Source organism: Falsiphaeobacter marinintestinus, from assembly GCF_007923355.1.
GTDB classification, from domain to species: domain Bacteria; phylum Pseudomonadota; class Alphaproteobacteria; order Rhodobacterales; family Rhodobacteraceae; genus Phaeobacter_A; species Phaeobacter_A marinintestinus.
Genome location: NZ_VOGO01000002.1, coordinates 492,281 through 510,621, shown reverse-complemented (window position 1 = coordinate 510,621; position 18,341 = coordinate 492,281). Strand labels below are relative to the sequence as shown.

At 58.2% G+C, this 18,341-nt stretch carries 21 protein-coding genes; 14 read left to right on the top strand and 7 right to left on the bottom strand.

All coding sequences use genetic code 11. The features are described from left to right. Positions 1-66: 66 nt before the first annotated feature. On the top strand, positions 67-1,308 hold the full coding sequence (locus FOY56_RS06825) for a cytochrome b/b6 domain-containing protein (RefSeq protein WP_146345058.1): 1,242 nt from the start codon (positions 67-69) through the stop codon (positions 1,306-1,308). Positions 1,309-1,379: 71 nt separating this feature from the next. Here FOY56_RS06825 and FOY56_RS06820 read toward each other — a convergent pair whose 3' ends face one another. Both FOY56_RS06820 and FOY56_RS06815 read right to left on the bottom strand, forming a co-directional pair. Continuing rightward, the gene (locus tag FOY56_RS06820; protein ID WP_146345057.1) at positions 1,380-1,952 is read right to left on the bottom strand and encodes a YceI family protein; all 573 of its coding nucleotides are present in this window, start codon (positions 1,950-1,952) and stop codon (positions 1,380-1,382) included. A 119-nt stretch (positions 1,953-2,071) separates the two neighbouring features. Then, on the bottom strand, positions 2,072-2,566 hold the full coding sequence (locus tag FOY56_RS06815) for a hypothetical protein (protein ID WP_146345056.1): 495 nt from the start codon (positions 2,564-2,566) through the stop codon (positions 2,072-2,074). 335 nt (positions 2,567-2,901) lie between these two features. On the opposite strand from FOY56_RS06815, the gene rpsF reads away from it, so the two are divergent. From rpsF to rplI, 3 genes are read left to right on the top strand one after another with little or no spacing between them, the layout of a single operon-like run. Further along, complete coding sequence (gene rpsF / locus FOY56_RS06810; RefSeq protein ID WP_146345055.1) at positions 2,902-3,264, top strand: 30S ribosomal protein S6; 363 nt, start codon at positions 2,902-2,904, stop codon at positions 3,262-3,264. Between the two features lie 23 nt (positions 3,265-3,287). Beyond that, positions 3,288-3,515 carry a 30S ribosomal protein S18 gene (rpsR, locus tag FOY56_RS06805; protein ID WP_068246410.1) on the top strand — a complete coding sequence of 76 codons (228 nt, stop codon included), beginning with the start codon at positions 3,288-3,290 and terminating at the stop codon, positions 3,513-3,515. A gap of 12 nt (positions 3,516-3,527) precedes the next feature. Continuing rightward, entirely contained in the window at positions 3,528-4,154 is a 627-nt protein-coding gene (gene rplI, locus FOY56_RS06800) for a 50S ribosomal protein L9 (RefSeq protein ID WP_146345054.1), read from the top strand. A 70-nt stretch (positions 4,155-4,224) separates the two neighbouring features. Here rplI and FOY56_RS06795 read toward each other — a convergent pair whose 3' ends face one another. Further along, entirely contained in the window at positions 4,225-4,653 is a 429-nt protein-coding gene (locus FOY56_RS06795; RefSeq protein ID WP_146345053.1) for a DUF1330 domain-containing protein, read from the bottom strand. 167 nt (positions 4,654-4,820) lie between these two features. On the opposite strand from FOY56_RS06795, the gene FOY56_RS06790 reads away from it, so the two are divergent. After that, positions 4,821-5,306, top strand: a complete 486-nt coding sequence (locus tag FOY56_RS06790) for a lytic transglycosylase domain-containing protein (protein WP_146345052.1) — start codon at positions 4,821-4,823, stop codon at positions 5,304-5,306. 18 nt (positions 5,307-5,324) lie between these two features. On the opposite strand, the gene aqpZ is transcribed toward FOY56_RS06790, so the two are convergent. The 4 genes from aqpZ to FOY56_RS06770 form a co-directional block, all read right to left on the bottom strand. Beyond that, positions 5,325-6,014: an aquaporin Z gene (gene aqpZ / locus FOY56_RS06785; protein ID WP_146345051.1), complete on the bottom strand. Its 690-nt coding sequence runs from the start codon at positions 6,012-6,014 to the stop codon at positions 5,325-5,327. Between the two features lie 161 nt (positions 6,015-6,175). After that, positions 6,176-7,507, bottom strand: a complete 1,332-nt coding sequence (gene tig, locus FOY56_RS06780) for a trigger factor (RefSeq protein ID WP_146345050.1) — start codon at positions 7,505-7,507, stop codon at positions 6,176-6,178. A gap of 162 nt (positions 7,508-7,669) precedes the next feature. Continuing rightward, positions 7,670-8,782, bottom strand: coding sequence for a porin (locus FOY56_RS06775; RefSeq protein WP_146345049.1), 1,113 nt, complete (start codon positions 8,780-8,782; stop codon positions 7,670-7,672). Between the two features lie 121 nt (positions 8,783-8,903). Further along, the gene (locus tag FOY56_RS06770) at positions 8,904-10,031 is read right to left on the bottom strand and encodes a porin (protein ID WP_146345048.1); all 1,128 of its coding nucleotides are present in this window, start codon (positions 10,029-10,031) and stop codon (positions 8,904-8,906) included. A 196-nt stretch (positions 10,032-10,227) separates the two neighbouring features. On the opposite strand from FOY56_RS06770, the gene FOY56_RS06765 reads away from it, so the two are divergent. From FOY56_RS06765 to FOY56_RS06725, 9 genes are all read left to right on the top strand, one after another. Beyond that, positions 10,228-10,695: a tellurite resistance TerB family protein gene (locus FOY56_RS06765; RefSeq protein WP_146345047.1), complete on the top strand. Its 468-nt coding sequence runs from the start codon at positions 10,228-10,230 to the stop codon at positions 10,693-10,695. 60 nt (positions 10,696-10,755) lie between these two features. Further along, positions 10,756-11,193, top strand: coding sequence for a tellurite resistance TerB family protein (locus FOY56_RS06760; protein WP_146345046.1), 438 nt, complete (start codon positions 10,756-10,758; stop codon positions 11,191-11,193). A gap of 263 nt (positions 11,194-11,456) precedes the next feature. Further along, the gene (locus tag FOY56_RS06755) at positions 11,457-12,233 is read left to right on the top strand and encodes an ABC transporter ATP-binding protein (RefSeq protein WP_281288799.1); all 777 of its coding nucleotides are present in this window, start codon (positions 11,457-11,459) and stop codon (positions 12,231-12,233) included. A 31-nt stretch (positions 12,234-12,264) separates the two neighbouring features. Beyond that, positions 12,265-12,999: a transporter substrate-binding domain-containing protein gene (locus FOY56_RS06750; RefSeq protein WP_146345045.1), complete on the top strand. Its 735-nt coding sequence runs from the start codon at positions 12,265-12,267 to the stop codon at positions 12,997-12,999. Between the two features lie 98 nt (positions 13,000-13,097). Next, positions 13,098-13,982 (top strand): ABC transporter permease, encoded by an 885-nt coding sequence (locus FOY56_RS06745; RefSeq protein ID WP_146345044.1) that lies wholly within the window; start codon positions 13,098-13,100, stop codon positions 13,980-13,982. Continuing rightward, positions 13,979-14,785 carry an ABC transporter permease gene (locus tag FOY56_RS06740; protein ID WP_146345043.1) on the top strand — a complete coding sequence of 269 codons (807 nt, stop codon included), beginning with the start codon at positions 13,979-13,981 and terminating at the stop codon, positions 14,783-14,785. The genes FOY56_RS06745 and FOY56_RS06740 overlap by 4 nt, the downstream gene beginning before the upstream one ends. Positions 14,786-14,847: 62 nt before the next feature. Next, positions 14,848-16,182, top strand: coding sequence for a glutamine synthetase family protein (locus FOY56_RS06735; RefSeq protein ID WP_146345162.1), 1,335 nt, complete (start codon positions 14,848-14,850; stop codon positions 16,180-16,182). Between the two features lie 70 nt (positions 16,183-16,252). After that, complete coding sequence (locus FOY56_RS06730) at positions 16,253-16,936, top strand: type 1 glutamine amidotransferase (protein WP_146345042.1); 684 nt, start codon at positions 16,253-16,255, stop codon at positions 16,934-16,936. Next, on the top strand, positions 16,933-18,294 hold the full coding sequence (locus FOY56_RS06725) for a glutamine synthetase family protein (protein ID WP_146345041.1): 1,362 nt from the start codon (positions 16,933-16,935) through the stop codon (positions 18,292-18,294). Before FOY56_RS06730 ends, FOY56_RS06725 begins: the two co-directional genes overlap by 4 nt. Positions 18,295-18,341 lie beyond the last annotated feature (47 nt).

Here is an 18,341-nt window from a genome sequence, read left to right as displayed (position 1 = left end):
CGGGCTATTGTCCGCCAGCCCCGGCTGGTTAGGGTACTTCAACAGTTTTTTTCGCCGGAGTTCCCCATGTCCCTCGCCAATTCCGACACCAGCTATGGCGGTGTCGCCAAATTCTTTCACTGGTCGATTGCCCTGCTGATCCTGACCGTAATCCCACTGGGGATCATCGCCAATGGCCTGGCGGAACAGATCCGTGACCCCGGCATAGAAACAACGGTGGATCTGATCACGCGCACCGCGACCCTGTTTTCGCTGCATAAGACCGTCGGCGTCACGATTTTCTTCCTGGCACTTGCCCGAATCGGCTGGGCCCTGACCCAGCCGCGCCCCGGTTTGCTGAATGCTGACAAAAAGCTGGAAGCGTTTGCCGCCGAAACCGTGCACTGGCTGCTCTATAGCTCGCTTGTTCTTGTTCCGCTGACCGGCTGGATCCACCATTCTGCCGTGACCGGCTTTGCCCCGATCTGGTGGCCATTCGGCCAGTCTCTGCCCTTTGTCCCCAAGGACGAAGCAGTAGCAGAGCTGTTCAGCGCCCTGCACATTATATTTGAACGGGTTCTGCTGGTCGCCGTCCTGTTGCACATCGCGGGCGCGCTGAAACACCACATAATTGACCGCGATGCGACCTTGCGCCGGATGCTTCCGTTGGACGGCGCAGCGCCGCAGCCGCCACACCAATCCCACAGCTTTTTGCCACCCCTTGCCGCCGTGATCATCTGGGCTGCAGCCATCGGTACCGGCGCAGGTCTGGGTCTTCTTGGCCACGAGGTGACACACACTCAACAAGTCGAATCCCCGGAAGAAGGCGCGGAAGAGACTGGGAACTGGATCGTTCAATCCGGCGATCTGACCCTGATAGTCCAGCAATTTGGCAATGACGTCACAGGGTCATTCGCCGACTGGACCGCCGATATCCAGTTCGACAACCCGCCTGCTCCCGGCCCTGCCGGTCAGGTCACTGTCACCGTATCAATTCCTTCGCTCACGCTGGGATCGGTCACGGATCAGGCGATGGGCCCCGACTTTTTTGACAGCGATCAGTTCCCGACAGCCAGTTTCACCGCCCAGATCGAAAAGCTGGAAGACGGGTTTGTCGCCAAAGGTCCACTTGCCATCAAAGGGGCCGAGGTTCTCGCCACGTTGCCCTTCACGCTTGAATTCGACGGCGACACAGCAACCATGCAAGGCGACCTGACCCTGAACCGTCAGGACTTTAACATCGGCGCGAACATGCCGGACGAAAGCGCGCTGGGGTTTGGCGTTTCGGTCAACGTCAATCTGACCGCAACGCGCGGCACTGGCAATTGACGTAACACACAAAAAAGACCGCCGGCCCTGACAGCCGGCGGTCTTACGTACACTCAAATCGGTCTAGCGGCTTACTCAGCCTTCATTGCCTCAACCGAAATCATCACGTTGACCTCATCGCTGACATAGGGCGCGAATTTGCCCAGACCGAATTCAGAACGGACAAGTGTGGCGGTCGCATCAAAACCCGCCCACGGCTTGTTGGCCATCGGATGGCTGCCTTCCTGATTCAGCTTGGCATCCAGCACCACCGACTTGGTGACATCGTTCAATGTCAGATCGCCGGTGATTTTCGCAGTGTTTTCGCCGGTGACTTCGATCGCGGTCGAGGTAAAGGTGACCATTTCCTCATCCGCGGCGGCAAAAAAATCCGGGCTCATGAAATGCTGCAAACGGGCTTCCCAGCCTGTCAGCATCGTGCTGACCGGAAAGGACACGGTCACGCTGGACTCGGCAGGGTTTTCGCGATCAAAGGCGATTTCGCCTTCAAATCCCGAGAACATACCATAGGTCGTTGAAAAGCCCAGGTGGTTGTATTCGAACACGATCTGACTGTGGCTCGGGTCCAGAACATAGGCTTCGGGGGCGGCAAAGGCGGCCGTTGATGCCGTGGCGATGGCGGCGGCAAGCAGGATGGTTTTCATTGACAAAGTGCTCCGTTGAGTTGGATTGAAATCCTCTCAGGAACATGACCTCGGACAGGTCAGATGCAACTCGGCATTAACCCACAGACTCTGTGGACAGACGAACAGAACCCAGATGCTTATGTAGAAATGTGCACACAGTTGCACAGCTGCAGACGAAGCGCATGACGCACTTCGGGGCTTTGGATTTTCAGCCGCATCAATACGCTGCCATCCATATCATAAAGCTCGAGCGTCTTTTCCGAGAACCGTGCGCTGCCCAGACTGTCAAAGCTGCGGCGCAGCACGGTCTGAGGGCGTCCGTTCTCGGATCTCTGCAAAACACGCACCTCGCGCCGGATTGGGTCAAAATATGCATCGGGCTGGTTGTCAGAATGGCTGAGCATCAGAATGGCAAGACCAAAGAACAGCATGAAGACCGAAGCGCCAAATTTCATGAGGACCAAATCGGCGGCCGTCGTGCTGCCCGGCAGCACCCACATCGCAGCAGAGCCAATCACCAGACCCGAGCCGATGATCTGAAACAGGATCGACAGAGCTGGCAAGTTGCGTTCGAACGTGATCATCAATGGCATCATGCCATCCAGATCCGGCGCCGCTTTCGGTCGTGCCAAGGCTTTTTTCTGAACTGCCTTGACGTATGAAAGGCCTTGTTTGCGCACCGCGTCCATAACACCCGTGTCCCTTGTCATCTATCGCCGGGATTTGCCCCGGATTGACTCAACTTATTGGTTAACAAAGCGTCAGGAATGGGGCAGCTACGGGGAAAATACCGGGCAAGGCCCTGCTCAGCCAAACGCCCGCCTTTGGCCTTGCCCCATTGGCAAAACCGTGTATATGAGGCGTTCCTTTCGTATCTATACCGAACCGCGCAGTCTCTCGTGGCGGGGCCGCGAAAGGATCATTGGCCCCACCTTTGAAATGCGCCTTGATAAAAGCAGGAGTGCACATGCCGCTTTATGAGCATGTTATGATCGCGCGTCAGGATCTGTCCAACACGCAGGCCGAAAGCCTCGTTGAACATTTCGGGACCGTTCTGGCCGACAATGGTGGCCAAGTCGTTGAGTCCGAATACTGGGGCGTCAAAACGATGGCCTATAAGATCAACAAGAACCGCAAAGGCCACTACGCCTTTCTGAAAACCGACGCACCGGCGCCGGCCGTTCAGGAAATGGAGCGTCTGATGCGTCTGCATGACGACGTCATGCGGGTTCTGACCATCAAGGTTGACGAGCACCCTGAAGGTCCGTCGATCCAGATGCAGAAACGCGACGAGCGTGACCGCGGCGACCGCCGCCCACGCCGCGACTAACCCGAAAGAAAGGACGCTAAACCATGGCTGCAAAACCGTTTTTCCGCCGCCGCAAGGTCTGCCCCTTCTCGGGCGACAATGCACCTAAAATTGATTACAAAGACACACGTCTGCTGCAGCGCTATATCAGCGAACGCGGCAAGATCGTGCCGTCGCGTATCACCGCCGTTTCGGCAAAGAAGCAGCGTGAACTGTCCCGTGCAATCAAGCGCGCCCGGTTCCTCGCCCTGCTTCCCTATGCCGTGAAGTAAGGAGACACTGATATGCAAGTTATCCTTCTGGAACGTGTTGCCAAGCTTGGCCAGATGGGCGACGTCGTCGACGTCAAACCCGGCTACGCACGCAACTACCTGCTGCTGCAGGGCAAGGCTCTGACCGCGTCGAAAGCCAACATTGCGGCCTTCGACGAACAAAAAGCCCAACTCGAAGCCCGCAACCTGGAAACCAAGCAGGAAGCCGAAGATCTGGCCAGCCGTCTTGACGGCGAGCAGTTCATCGTGATTCGTCAGGCCTCTGACGGCGGCAACCTCTACGGCTCGGTCACCCCGCGTGACGCCGCAGACGTGGCCACCGAGGGTGGATTTTCGATCGACCGCAAGCAGGTTATCATCCGCCTGCCGATCAAATCCCTGGGTCTGCATGACGTCGAAGTGCACCTGCACCCCGAGGTTATGGTGAGCATCGCGCTGAACGTCGCGCGTTCGGAAGAAGAAGCCGAGCTTCAGAAATCCGGCAAATCGATCCGCGAGTTGGCTGCTGAAGAAGAAGCACAGGCTGAATTCGAAATCGCAGAACTGTTCGACGATATCGGGTCTGCCGCTGCGGATGACGACGACTATGTCGCCCCCGCCGCTGACGAACAGCCTGCCGAGGACGATCAGCCCAGCTGATCCGGCCCTCTGCGCTGACAAGAACATGCCCCCTGCCTTGCACGCCAAGGCAGGGGTTTTTCTTTATGTGCTAGTCGGTGGTGTCTGTGGCAAACCCCTGCCCCGCCGCCAGTGGTGCCATACGGATCAGGCGTGAATCCGACACCGCCGCCTGACGGTGCACCACTGCCTCGCGGTATTCGGCACTGCTGACCATATCGATGAACGCCTGGGAGGTGGGGTATTCCACAATGAAACACAAATCCCAAACCTCATCCTCGGGTCCGATGGCCATCTGTTCCATCTGACCGCGCCAGACCACGTGGCCTTTGGCCTTGACCAGCAGCGGTGCAGTGAGCCGGCCATAGGCTGCATAGGCCTCGGGGCCGGTTGCGACAGTTCCGTCATCATAGACCGCCTGTTCGCGCAATCGGACAAAGTTCAGCATCTGGATCGGACCCGCGCTGGCATTGGCCTTGAAAGCTGCAAACCCCTCGCGGGTGAAGTTGTTGTATGGCATGTCGGCCTCCCTAAGCGTCGGTGTGGTCAACCTGCGCTCCGGATCGTTCGAGGGCAAGGCCTGCCCTGTCGTGACCTTAGGCAAACCCCCGCTTGGCCCAAATCCAGTCCTTGTCCCGCCACACATGCCCGGTAGACTCTGCGAAAATCGAGCTTGTCGGAGTGATCATGCCAAACCTGTCCCGCCGCACTGTCCTGACCCTGATCGGTGCCAGCGCCGTCCTGTCTGCCTGTGGCGGCAAACGCGTCACCCAATCAACGCGCAACGCACCGTACGATCCGCCGCTCTATCCCAATGAAACGCCCGAGTTGCGGGCCTCGATCAACAAATGGTCGGATCATTACGAAGTGCCGCGCGATTTGGTCCACGCGCAAATCGTGCGTGAAAGCACGCACCGCCCCTGGGCGCGGAATGGACCCTACTATGGCCTGATGCAAATCCTGCCCCAAACCGCAAAGGGCATGGGGTTTCGTGGCAAGCCAGACGATCTGCTGGATGCCGATACCAATCTTGAATTTGCGGTAAAATACCTGCGCGGTGCCTATCTGGTGTCTGGCGGGAACAAGGCCGAAGCCATGCAGTGGTATGCGCGCGGATATTATTACGAGGCCAAGCGCCTTGGCCTTCTGGTGGAAACCGGGCTCCGTTCCTGAAGCCCGGCCTCAGTTTTGTCAGTCAGAGTCGGTCATCGCTTTCCAGATGATCGCACCCAAAGCGGCCCCGACCAGCGGAGCAACCCAGAACAACCACAGCTGTCCCATCGCTGCTGTTTCCGAAAACAGTGCCACACCCGTTGAACGCGCCGGATTGACCGACGTGTTGGTCACAGGGATTGAAATCATGTGGATCAGCGTCAAACCCAGACCGATGGCGATCGGGGCAAAACCCGCCGGAGCACCAGAGGACGTCGCACCCAGAATGATGATCAGGAAAAACGCCGTCAAAATGATCTCGATGAGCAATGCAGACGCCATCGAAAAGCCCTGCGGCGACAATTCACCGAACCCGTTGGTGGCAAAACCACCGGTCCCGGCAAAGTCAGGTGCGCCGGAGGTGATGATGTACAACACTGCGGCCGCACAGATGGCCCCTGCGACCTGCGCAACCCAATAGGGCACCATTTCCTTGGCGTCGTGACGCCCGCCAAGAACCAGCCCAAGTGTAACCGCAGGGTTGAAATGCCCGCCCGAGATATGGCCGACGGCAAAAGCCATGGTCAGAACCGTCAGACCAAAAGCAAGGCTGACACCCAGCCAGCCGATGCCGACATCGGCCACGCCAGCGGCCAGTACGGCACTGCCGCAGCCGCCAAAGACCAGCCAGAATGTGCCGACAAACTCGGCCATTAGTTTCTTCATCATTTCCAGTTCTCCCTCGTTGCACGCCGATGCTAGCACAACTTTGCAAAACAATTCGCGTGTGAATATTCCGGGAATACTCCCCGCAAAAGAATCCGGTCAGAAACGAAAAAGGGCCCCGAAGGGCCCTTAAATCCAGTCTCCGTCCGAAAAAGGGGGACGGATTATTCTTCTTCCATCGCCTCGACAGCGGCCTGAAGATCGTCCTTGGACACTTCTTTGTCTGTCACTTCGGCCAGCTCCAGAACATAATCGATGACTTTGTCTTCGAAGATCGGCGCGCGCAACTGCTGCTGCATCTGAGCGTTCTGCTGGACAAACTCAAAGAACTGGCGCTCCTGACCCGGGTACTGACGCGCCTGGTTCATGATCGCCTGAGTCATCTCGGCGTCCGACACTTCAACCTCGGCCTTCTGACCCAGTTCGGCCAGCAACAGACCCAGACGCACACGGCGCTCGGCAAGGGAGTTGTGCTCGTCCGTCGGCGTGATCTCGGGGTGATCGTGGCCTTCGACCTCGGGGTTTTCTTCGTGCCACAGCTGGTGCGCGATCTGACCGGCTTCGGCTTCGACCAGCGACGGCGGCAGGTCAAAGCTGACCAGTTCGTCCAGCTTGTCCAGCAACGTGCGCTTAACCACAGCGCGGGCAGCACCGGCATACTCGGCTTCCAGACGCTCGGCGATCTGACCTTTCAGGGCGGCCAGGTCTTCGGCACCAAACTTGGTGGCCAATTCGTCGTTGATCTCGGCAGCAACCGGTTCCTTCACCTCTTTGACGGTACAGGCAAACACAGCTTCCTTGCCGGCCAGATGCTCGGCCTGATATTCATCAGGGAAGTTGACGGTCACGTCTTTTGCATCACCGGCCTTGCATCCAACCAGCTGCTCTTCGAAACCCGGAATGAACGAGTTCGATCCCAGAACCAGCGGGTAATCTTCGGCGGCTCCGCCTTCAAACGCTTCGCCGTCGACCTTGCCGACGAAATCCATGACGATCTGGTCGCCGTCCTGCGCTTCTGCACCGTCTTCGCGGGCATTAAAGTCCTGCGCGGTCTCGGCCAGGTTGCCCAGAGCTTCGTCCACGGCTGCATCATCGGCTTTGACAACCAGACGCTCAAGCACAACGCTTTTCAGGTCAACGTCGGGAATCGCCGGCAGCGCTTCGTAAGACATGTCGACGTTCACGTCATCGCCTTCTTTCCAGTCCTCATTGGTCATCTTGACCTCGGGCTGAAGTGCGGGGCGATCACCGCTGTCTTCGAAATGCTTGTTCATCGCGCCGTCGATGGCTTCCTGCATGGCTTCGCCCATCAGACGTTGACCGAACTGCTTTTTCAGCAACGGCATCGGAACCTTGCCCTTGCGAAAACCTTTCATCTCGACTTCGGGCCGGGCTTCAACGAGCTTTTCGTTGACTTTTTCATCCAGCTCGGCAGCGGTGACGGTGATCGCGTAACCGCGCTTCAGACCTTCGTTCAGCGTCTCGGTGACCTGCATCAGTATTCCCCATCTATAAAGGGTGCGCACACGGCGCACACCCAAGCAAATTTGGGGCCTTCTATTGGTCCCGGCGCTGCTGTGCAAGGGGCTTTGCACGCGCATCGCCCCGTTTGTCATACCGGCTTCGCGCCAGAGCCAATGCTGGCACCATCGCGCGGATCAGAATTTCCAACGCGCCCCGAACATTACCGATGACGCGTCATGATACGTGACGCCTGGTTCGCTCAGGCTATAGGTGCGATACCCAAGATAGGCTTCCAGGTTAAGATCATCGAAGGACTGTACGACCGCCACACCAACCGATGCAGACTCGGACCCTGCAACGGTCTGATCAGACCCATCGTAATAATCGATCGCCAACGCGGTCTGGCCGACGTTGAACCAGTCATCGGTCAGGTACCCGAGCTTACCGTATACATAATCACCATCCTCGCGCCGATCACCGGCCGAGACCGACACGTTGAACCCGGACTCGTGCAAGGCGCTGAACGATCCGATCGTGTCGTGCCGTTTGGCACCGAGACCAAGGTCGATGACCGAATGGGCAAGTGCACCTTTCATCTGAAACGCACCGACTTTGCGCGAATACAACAGCGCCGCGTTGCTGGTGGTCAGATCGACAGCAGAAATCAGCACTTCTTCACCGTAGCTGGCCGACAGCTTCAGACCGGGAAGAATTTCAGGAGAATCGTAGCGAACCCGCAAACGCCGTCCGCCATCATAGTTGGGAAACGCTTGAATCACGGGCCGCGCCGTGCCGCCACTGACCGGTTGCAGAAAAAACGAGCCAGTCGAGTCGCCGATCGAGTTGTATACGACCAGGGTGGTTCCAGACAAATCCGAATGCGACGCCCCGTCACTCGAAACGCTCCCCTGGCCCAGATAGAATGTTCCCGCACTTGCCGTTTCCAGCTTGAAATCGACTTTACGAATTTCTCTACGTTCCCAGTTGATATCATCTGGTGTGAAATTCTGCGAAAGGAGCGAAGATTTCTTCAGACCCAGTGAGGTTTCGAAATTGAAGCTGAAGGTCGTGTCGCCATACGGCTGGACCACCCAAAGACCAACGCGCGAGTTCGAGTTCTGGTTGTCCACAACAGCGCTGGTGTTCGACAAACCATCGTCAAACGACAGATAGGCCGGGTTAAACTGACCGTACAGACGAACATGCCCACCGGTGTCGTTCTCATATTTCATTTCTGCAGCACCCGTAGTCGCCAGCCCACCAACAACGATGGCAAGGGCCGAAGTCCGGAACAAATGATCTAGCATGAGAGACCTCACATGGTTTGGGGATTGGATCTTGTTACCTAGCTATGGTCTTGGTCAGGTTTTGGAATGACGAAGGTCAAGTGTCGCCAGATTTGTTGCAGCGGCGTAACACACCTCTACCTTAAAACCGCCAGCGTGCGCCCATCTGAATTGCATGAACATCCTGCAAACTCACCCCGACACCTTGCAGCGCATATCCCCGATATCCGAAGAACACATCGATTTGTTGGCGTTCCAGCCTTTGGACAACGGCCACCCCCCAGGATTGCGAAATGGACCCATTAACGACGATGTCCTGACCGTAGTGATAATCGAACGACAGTGCGGTAGGGCCCAACTGCGACCAATCTCGTTGCAGCCCGATCTTGGCATAAGTAAACAAACCGCCCGAACTGCCCTGCCCGCCTGCCACCGTCGCGCTGATGCCGGTCGGCTTGTGTAAAACCGAGACTGATCCGACCAGATCTTTGCGGGTCCGGCGGTTGTTCTGGTTTGTTATGCTGCCGCCAACGGCACCTTGAATGTCAAATTTTCCGATCGTGTCGATATAGGTGGCGGCCACATCAAAGTTTTCTTCGTCATTATCGTCTTGAAGAATTTCCGCACCGGCTGAAACCGACAGCGTTATGCCGCGCCGCGCCCGAAAATCGTACCTCAACCGGGCACGGCGCACACCGTCAAACGTGTTGAACGCCGATTTGACCTTGATGGCCGACAAGGCTCCGGAGGTATTCCGAAAAAACATGCCCCCAGCCATATCCGGGACAGACACGCTGTTTGCCAGTTTGGTCCCCGACAGGTCCGCCGAAGCCACCTGATCCGTCGCCATGCTGCCATGTCCAAACGAAAACAGACCGCGCTTGTTGATCTGAAACGCCGTATCAACAAACCGGATATCAGATTCGTCCCAATCAAACGGATCCCCCCGGTCCAGCTGAGAAACCTTTCCGGATTCACGAAACCCCATCGCCGTCTCAAACCGAAACTGGAACTCGCCCACCTCGAACGGTCGACGCAGGATAAGTCCAACCCGGCTGACAGAGTTTGAGTTGTCCGCCAAAGTCCGTGTGACCTGGCCACCGTCCCGCACCGACAAGTAAGATGGCGAAAACTGCCCGTAAACCCTGGTTGTTACCCCTAAGGGACCGGTATAGTCGTCAAACGCCAGCAGCGGTTCAGGCCATGCCATGGCCAGCATAAGCATCCCACTGCCGACATAGCGCAGCGTCCTGTAAGACCGTTTCAACATGCCACTGTCATCTCTCTGATTCCGCCCCTGACAGCCCAGGATTGGAACTTCATCTGGACTCTAGCAGTGCAAACACCAAATTGGCACCATTTCGCACCGCAATGTGACCCCCAACATTGCATTTTCCCAGCCTGAACCGGCTATGAGCGGTGGTTCAGGCTTGGCGAGACGCAAAATATGGGGTATTTCTTGCGACATGTTAAAAAGGTTCTTTCAGGCGTTCCGCCCCCAGGAACAGGCGTCCCTGCCCGATCCCGATGCCGAACTGGCACTGGGGGCGTTGCTTGTGCGCGTGGCACAGGCCGACAGGGACTATCAGGTAGAAGAGATCAGCCTGATCGACCGCATTCTGGCACGGCTCTACCAGCACAACGCGATCGAGGCGGCCAAGGTGCGCGCAACATGCGAAAAACTGCACGCTGCCGCCCCCGAAACCGATACGTTTGGCAAACTGATCCGCGAAACCACCGGCTTGGAAGACCGCCTGTCCGCACTGGAAGCCTTGTGGGAAGTCGTGCTGGCAGATGGTGAGCAGAAAGAAGGCGAACTGCGCATTGTCGAAGAAGCGCGCAAAGCCATGGGCCTCAGCAAGGTCGATAACGTAAACGCAAGGGCCAAAGCCATTGCCAAGGTCGCTGCCCTGTCAGGTCACACACCTGACTGAATGCACCCGTCGGCGATTTGCGACTTGGCGTGCGCGGTCGGTACGCCTATATCTTCGATCATGTTTCGAGCTTTTCTTTCTCGCCTGACGGCGCCCGACCCCGATCCCCTGAACGACGATGATGCGCGGCTGGCGCTGACGGCGTTGCTGGTTCGAATTGCCCGGTCTGACAACGTTTATACCGCAGATGAAATCGACCGGATCGACCGGATCATTTCCACGCGGTTTGACATGACCACGTTCGACGCGTCCGAACTGCGCCACCAGGCAGAAACTCTGGAAAGCCAGGCCCCTGATACCGTGCGCTTTACCCGCGCGATCAAGGATGCTGTTCCCTATGACGACCGCCGCGCCGTGATCGAATCCGCGTGGTCCGTGGCGCTGGCCGATGGAGAACGCTCGCAAGAAGAAGATTCCGTGCTGCGGCTGATCGCCAGCCTGCTGGGCGTCAGCGACGTCGACAGCGCCCTCGCACGCCAACGGGCCGAGCGGGCATAAACACCGGCCGGTCTGGCCTGCCCGCGCCGCAACCCGACCCGGATCAATTCGCGCGCCCTATCCGCCCCTTTGCGCGGTGCGGGTGGGGCCCGCCATTGGTGTCCGGGAAAGCCTGAAAAATCTGCCCGATCCCCACGCATTGCCGTTGCGGCAAGCGCGTTTTCCGCCAGCATTCCCGCACTTCAAACCGTTTTGCGCATTGCATTGGGTCATTTTTTCCGCCCTAGTACCGCCTCAGACACTCATGAACAACGGACGCGCCCGTGACAGAAACCCCTCCGGTGATCCAAATTCGCGACCTTCACAAAAACTTCGGCATGCTCGAAGTTCTGAAAGGGGTCGACATCACCGCCCGTCGGGGTGACGTGGTATCCTTGATCGGATCGTCAGGATCGGGCAAATCCACCATCCTGCGCTGTGCCAATCTTCTTGAGGACAGCCAGAAAGGTGACATCCTGTTCAAAGGCGAACCGGTGAAATGGAAGGGAACCGGTGATCACCGCCGTCCCGCCGACGCCAAACAGGTCCTGCGTATCCGAACCAATCTGAGCATGGTGTTTCAGCAGTTCAACCTGTGGTCGCACATGACCATCCTGCAAAATGTGATGGAGGCCCCGACCCACGTTCTGGGTCTGGACCGGACAGACGTAGAAGCCGCTGCGCGCGCGCATCTGGACAAGGTCGGCATTGCCGACAAATGCGACAACTATCCGGCGCAATTGTCGGGCGGCCAGCAGCAACGCGCCGCAATCGCCCGCGCCCTGTGCATGGAACCCGAAGCGCTGTTGTTCGACGAACCGACCAGCGCACTGGATCCGGAACTGGAACAGGAAGTGGTCCGCGTGATCAAGGATCTCGCCGCCGAAGGCCGCACCATGGTCATTGTTACCCATGACATGAAACTGGCGCATGACGTCTCAGACCATGTCGTGTTCCTGCATCAGGGAAAGATCGAAGAAGAAGGTGCACCGGCGGACCTGTTTGGCGCACCCAAATCCGAACGCCTGCGGGGCTTTCTGTCCCATACGCAGGCAGCCTAAACCACTCAAAAAACTAGGGGAGTAACCAAAAATGAAAAAACTGATCCTTGGCACCGCCGCTCTGGCGCTTACCGCCGGTCTGGCCTGGGCCGATGGCCACGGAAAAACCGTGCGCATGGGCACCGAAGGCGCCTATCCTCCGTACAACTTCATCAATGACAATGGTGAGATCGACGGCTTCGAACGTGACGTGGGCGACGAGCTGTGTGCGCGGGCCAAGCTGACCTGTGAATGGGTCAAAAATGACTGGGATTCGATCATTCCGAACCTGGTCAGCGGCAACTACGACACCATCATCGCCGGCATGTCGATCACGGATGAGCGCGATGAAGTCATCGACTTCACGCAGGATTATTTCCCGCCGACCGCCTCTGCCTATGTTGCTGCCGCCGATGGCGTTGACGTGATGAGCGGTGTTGTCGCCGCGCAGACCGCCACCATTCAGGCCGGCTATGTCGCCGAAAGCGGCGCGACCCTGGTCGAATTCGCCACACCCGAAGAAACCATCGCTGCCGTGCGCAACGGCGAAGCAGATGCGGTTCTGGCCGACCGCGACTATCTTGTGCCGCTGGTCGAAGAATCGAGCGGCGCGCTGATGTTCGTCGGTGACCCGGTACCACTGGGTGGCGGTGTCGGCATGGGCCTGCGCGAATCCGATGGCGAGCTGCGCGACAAGTTCGATGCGGCCATCACATCGATGAAAGCGGACGGAACACTGAACACTCTGCTGATCAAGTGGTTCGGCGAAGAAACGCAAACCTACTGATTGCAGTGCCACCGCAGGCCCGCGCATTCTGCGCGGGCCTGCCCCTGACATGGCGCTGACAGGCCACTGGCCTGTCAGCGCGCCCGCTCCCGGTGCAAATGTTCTCCTATTGCTCAGACCCTGACACGCTTGGCACCTTTGGCTGGTTTTCGTGCTACCTGTCCAACGGCGTGCACATGTCGTTCTACCTGTCCTTCGTGAAGGTCCTCTTACTGCTTGCGATTACAGCACCGGTGGCCCTTGGCTTCGGCTTTCTGGGCGCCATGGCCTCGCGCTCGCGGGTCTTGCCGCTGCGCTGGCTGGGCAAGGGCTATATCGCGATCGTCCGGGGTGTTCCCGACATTGCCTTTTTCCTGTTCTTCGTCATCGCACTTGATCAGATGTTCGAATGGACCCGGCACCAGATCCTGTGCCCGGACTGGACCGATCCTGTGCGTCAGGGCAACGATTTCCTGGTCTGTCCGCAGGCCAAGCTGCCGCTGGGCACATCACCGGAATGGATGCATGAAACCTATGGGTTCTTCCTTGCCGTCATTACCTTTGCGCTGGTCTTCGGAGCCTTTGCCGCCAATGTGCTGTTTGGCGCCATGCGCGCCGTCCCGCGCCCGCAACTGGAAACCGCCGAGGCTTATGGCATGTCACATCGCCAGACCTTCTGGCGCATCCTTGTCCCGCAAATGTGGGTCTATGCCCTGCCCGGCCTGTCGAACCTTTGGATGGTCCTGATCAAGGCCACGCCTTTGCTGTTCCTGCTGGGCGTCGAAGATATCGTCTATTGGGCGCGTGAGTTGGGAGGCACCAAGACATCGCGGTTTACCAGCTATCCGCATGGTGACTGGCGGATGTGGTACTTCCTCTTCTTGCTGGTGTTTTACCTTGGCTTTACCCGTATCTCCGAAATCGTGCTCGACCGGATCATGAAGCGTCTGACCTTTGGTCAGGCGACAGCGGGCGGCGAAGCCCAGCGAAAGGCCGCCGCATGAGCTGCTGGCAAACCATTCAGGATTACGGCCTGCGCAGCATCGGCATCGGCGAACGGTTGTTGCCCAAGACCGATTTCACGCTGTGCGAACAATTCACCCTGATCGGGTCGGGGATGATCTGGAACATTTATTTCGGTGTCCTGGCCCTGATCACCGGGTTCTTCTTTGCCTCAGCCTTGGCCATCGGAAAGGCGTCTTCCAACCGTCTCTACCGCAAACCTGCGGAATGGTTCATTTTCCTGTTCCGCGGATCGCCGCTGTTCATCCAGTTCTTCTTTGCCTACTTCCTGTTCTTGAACCTCAAAGGCGTGCATCCGTTCTTTGACCCGTTCACCGCGGCTTGGCTGGGCGCGCTGATTGTGTTGTTCCTGAACACCTCGGCCTATACGGCCGAGATTTTCTATGGCGCGCTGCTGTCGATCCCCAAAGGCGATGTCGAAGCCGCCGATGCTTATGGCATGTCGGGTTGGCCGCGTTTTCGCCGGATCGTCTGGCCGACCATGCTACGACTGGCCTGGCCCGCCTATACGAACGAGGCGATCTTTCTGTTTCACGCCACCACGCTGGTCTATTTTTCGGGCTTCCCGGCCTGGCGGCAGAAGGGCGACGCGCTGTATTATGCCAGCTATTTTGCTGACAAAACCTTCAATCCCTTCATCCCCTATCCCATCCTCGCCTTCTATTTCATCATCTTCACTCTGATCATCGTCGGCGTGTTTGGTTTGATCAACAATCGGCTCAATCGCCACCTGCCCGGCGAGCGGCGCAGTAAAATGCGCTTGCGTCCCAATCTGATCCGGTAGTAACAATTTGATCAAATTACCAAGCCAGAGAGTGAGACGATCTCGTGAAGAACGATCTGCGCATCAAAAATTGGCTGCGAAAGAACCCGTCGGTCCATTCGATCCGGGTTGCGGCGGCAGACCTGAACGGACAGCCACGGGGTAAACGCGTTCCGGTGCGCTTCGCCGACAAGGTTATTGAAGATGGCACCCGGTTCCCGTTTTCGGTTCTGAACCTCGATATCTGGGGCGAAGATATCGAAGACAGTCCTCTGGTGATGGACAGCGGCGATCGCGACGGCGTGCTTTTGCCGACCGAACGCGGCTTCATGCCAATGCCTTGGCTTGATACGCCAACCGGCTTCCTGCCGATCTGGATGTTCCATGAAGATGGCCGCCCGTTCATGGGCGATCCCCGCCACGCCCTCAGCGAGGTCGTCAAGCGATACACTGCCAAAGGTCTGACCCCGGTGGTCGCGGTCGAGCTTGAGTTCTTCCTGATCGACGACAGTGGCCGCAAGCTGCAGGTGCCGCCGTCGCCCCGGTCTGGCAAACGCCGCAAAGCCGGTGAGATCCTGAGCATGCGTGCATTGGATCAGTTCGATACGTTTTTTACCGAACTCTACGACGCCTGCGAGGCGATGGACATTCCCGCCGATACCGCGATTTCTGAGGCGGGTCTTGGTCAGTTCGAAATCAACCTGATGCATCAGGACGATGCGTTGCGCGCGGCAGACGATGCGTGGCTGTTCAAGATGCTAGTCAAGGGGCTGGCCCGCCGCCACGGTTTTGCCGCCAGTTTCATGGCCAAACCCTATGCCGATTACGCCGGATCCGGGCTGCATATGCATTTCTCGGTGCTGGACAAGGACGGCAACAACGTCTTTGATAATGGCACCGATGAGGGCAGCGAAACCTTGCGCCATGCCGTGCAGGGTTGCCTTAAGGCCATGCCGGGAAGCGCATTGTTGTTTGCCCCGCATTCCAACAGCTATGACCGGATGGTTCCCGGGGCCCACGCGCCAACTGGCATCGCCTGGGCTTATGAAAACCGCACAGCCGCCATCCGCATTCCATCTGGCAATCCAGCCGCGCGGCGGATCGAGCACCGGGTCGCGGGGGGTGACGTGAACCCCTATCTGACCGTTGCCGCAGTTCTGGGCGCCGCGCTGAACGGGATCGAAGATGGTGAGGCTCCGCAGCCGCCGATCACCGGCAACGCCTATACTGCGGACCTGCCGCAGATCCCCAGCGACTGGGCAGCCGCCATCGACGCGTTTGAAACCTGCGATCAGGTGAAACGCATCTTTGCGCTAGACCTGATCCAAAACTATGTTCTGACCAAACGGCAGGAACTGAAGTTCATGGACGAGCTGTCTGCGGAAGAGCGCACCGAGATCTATCTCGATACGGTTTGATGCCGCGCCGCGGGCGGCTTGATTGCCGCCCTGCCCCTGCCTACGTTACGAACGACTCCAACGGTGACACATGAAAATCGGAATACTCCAAACCGGCCACGCCCCCGACACTCTGATTGATCAGACCGGGGATTATGACGACTTTTTCCGACGCTTGCTGGCAGACAAGGGGTTAGACTTCGACACCTACAGTGTCGTCGACGGCGTATTTCCGGACGGGGCCGATGCCGCCGACGGCTGGCTGATCACCGGCTCGCGCTTTGGCGCCTATGAAGGGCACGACTGGATTCCACCGTTGGAAGATCTGATCCGTGACATTCATACCCGTGGCCAACCGATGGTCGGGATCTGTTTTGGCCACCAGATCATCGCGCAGGCGTTGGGCGGAAAGGTCGAGAAATTTGATGGCGGCTGGGCCATCGGCGCGACGCAATATGACTTTGACGGTAAACAGGTCACACTGAACGCCTGGCATCAGGATCAGGTGACCGAACGGCCCGAAGGCGCACGGGTGGTCGGATCAAACCCGTTTTGCGACAACGCCATGCTGGCCTATGGCGACACAATCTGGACTGTCCAGCCACATCCCGAATTCACCAGCGATTTTGTTGACGGCCTGATCCGCACCCGGGGCCGTGGCGTCGTGCCCGACCCGGTGCTGGATGCCGCCGCAACCCGGCTGGAAACCCCCATTGATTCCGCAGATATCGCCGCCTTCATGGCAGCGTTCCTCAAGAAAGAGAGAACATCATGAGCGACTGGAAGGACACCCTGCCCGAGGCCGCCCAAACCTATCTGGACGGCAAACGCCTGGACGAAGTCGAATGCATCATCTCGGACCTGCCCGGTATCGCGCGCGGCAAAGCCGTGCCCGCATCCAAATTCGCCAAGCAGGACTATTTTCACTTGCCCGACAGCATCTTTTTCCAGACCATCACTGGCGGTTGGGGCGAAGCGGCGGATGAGAACGAAGGCTTTATCGAACGTGACATGATCCTTGTCCCCGACATGACGACGGCCACCGCCGCGCCGTGGACCGGGGACTGGACGCTTCAGGTGATCCACGACGCGTTTGATCGCGACCATAAACCGATCCCGTTCAGCCCGCGCAACGTGCTGAAACAGGTTGTGGAACTCTATCACGCCAAAGGCTGGGAGCCGGTTGTGGCCCCCGAGATGGAGTTTTTCATCGTCGCGCGCAACGTCGATCCGGGCAAGGAAATCCAGCCGATGATGGGCCGCTCGGGCCGCCCGGCCGCTGCGCGTCAGGCCTATTCGATGACGGCCGTGGACGAATTCGGCCCTGTCATCGACGACATCTATGACTTCGCCGAAGCGCAGGGGTTTGAAATTGACGGGATCGTGCAGGAAGGCGGCGCCGGTCAGCTGGAAATCAACCTGCGCCATGGTGACCCGGTCAAGCTGGCGGATGAGGTGTTCTTTTTCAAACGCCTGATCCGCGAAGCCGCCCTGCGCCACGATTGCTTTGCCACCTTCATGGCCAAACCAATTGCGAATGAACCCGGTTCGGCCATGCATATCCATCACTCGATCATCGACAAAGCCACGGGTCAGAACCTGTTTTCAAATCCCGATGGCAGCGAAACGGAGGCGTTTTATCACTTCATCGCCGGGATGCAGACGCACCTGCCCGCCGCATTGGCCGTCATGGCGCCCTATGTGAACAGCTATCGGCGCTATGTGCGCGATCACGCCGCCCCGATCAATCTGGAATGGGCCCGCGACAACCGCACGACCGGCATCCGTATCCCGCTTTCCGGCCCCTCTGCGCGCCGGGTCGAAAACCGCATCGCCGGTATGGATTGCAACCCTTATCTGGGTATCGCGGCCTCGCTCGCCTGTGGCTATCTTGGTCTGATCGAAAAAGAAAACCCGCGCGAGCAATTCTTTGGCGATGCTTATGACGGCGACGGAGACATCCCCCAGGTCATGGGTGAAGCGCTGGAGCTGTTTGACGCGGCCACCACTTTGCACGAGATCCTTGGACCGGACTTTGCTCGGGTCTATTCGATCGTGAAACGCTCGGAATACGAAGAGTTCCTGCAAGTGATTTCCCCCTGGGAGCGGGAACATCTGTTGCTGAACGTCTGACCGGTCTGCGGGGGCGCTGCCCCCGTCGTCCTGCGGACGACTCCCCC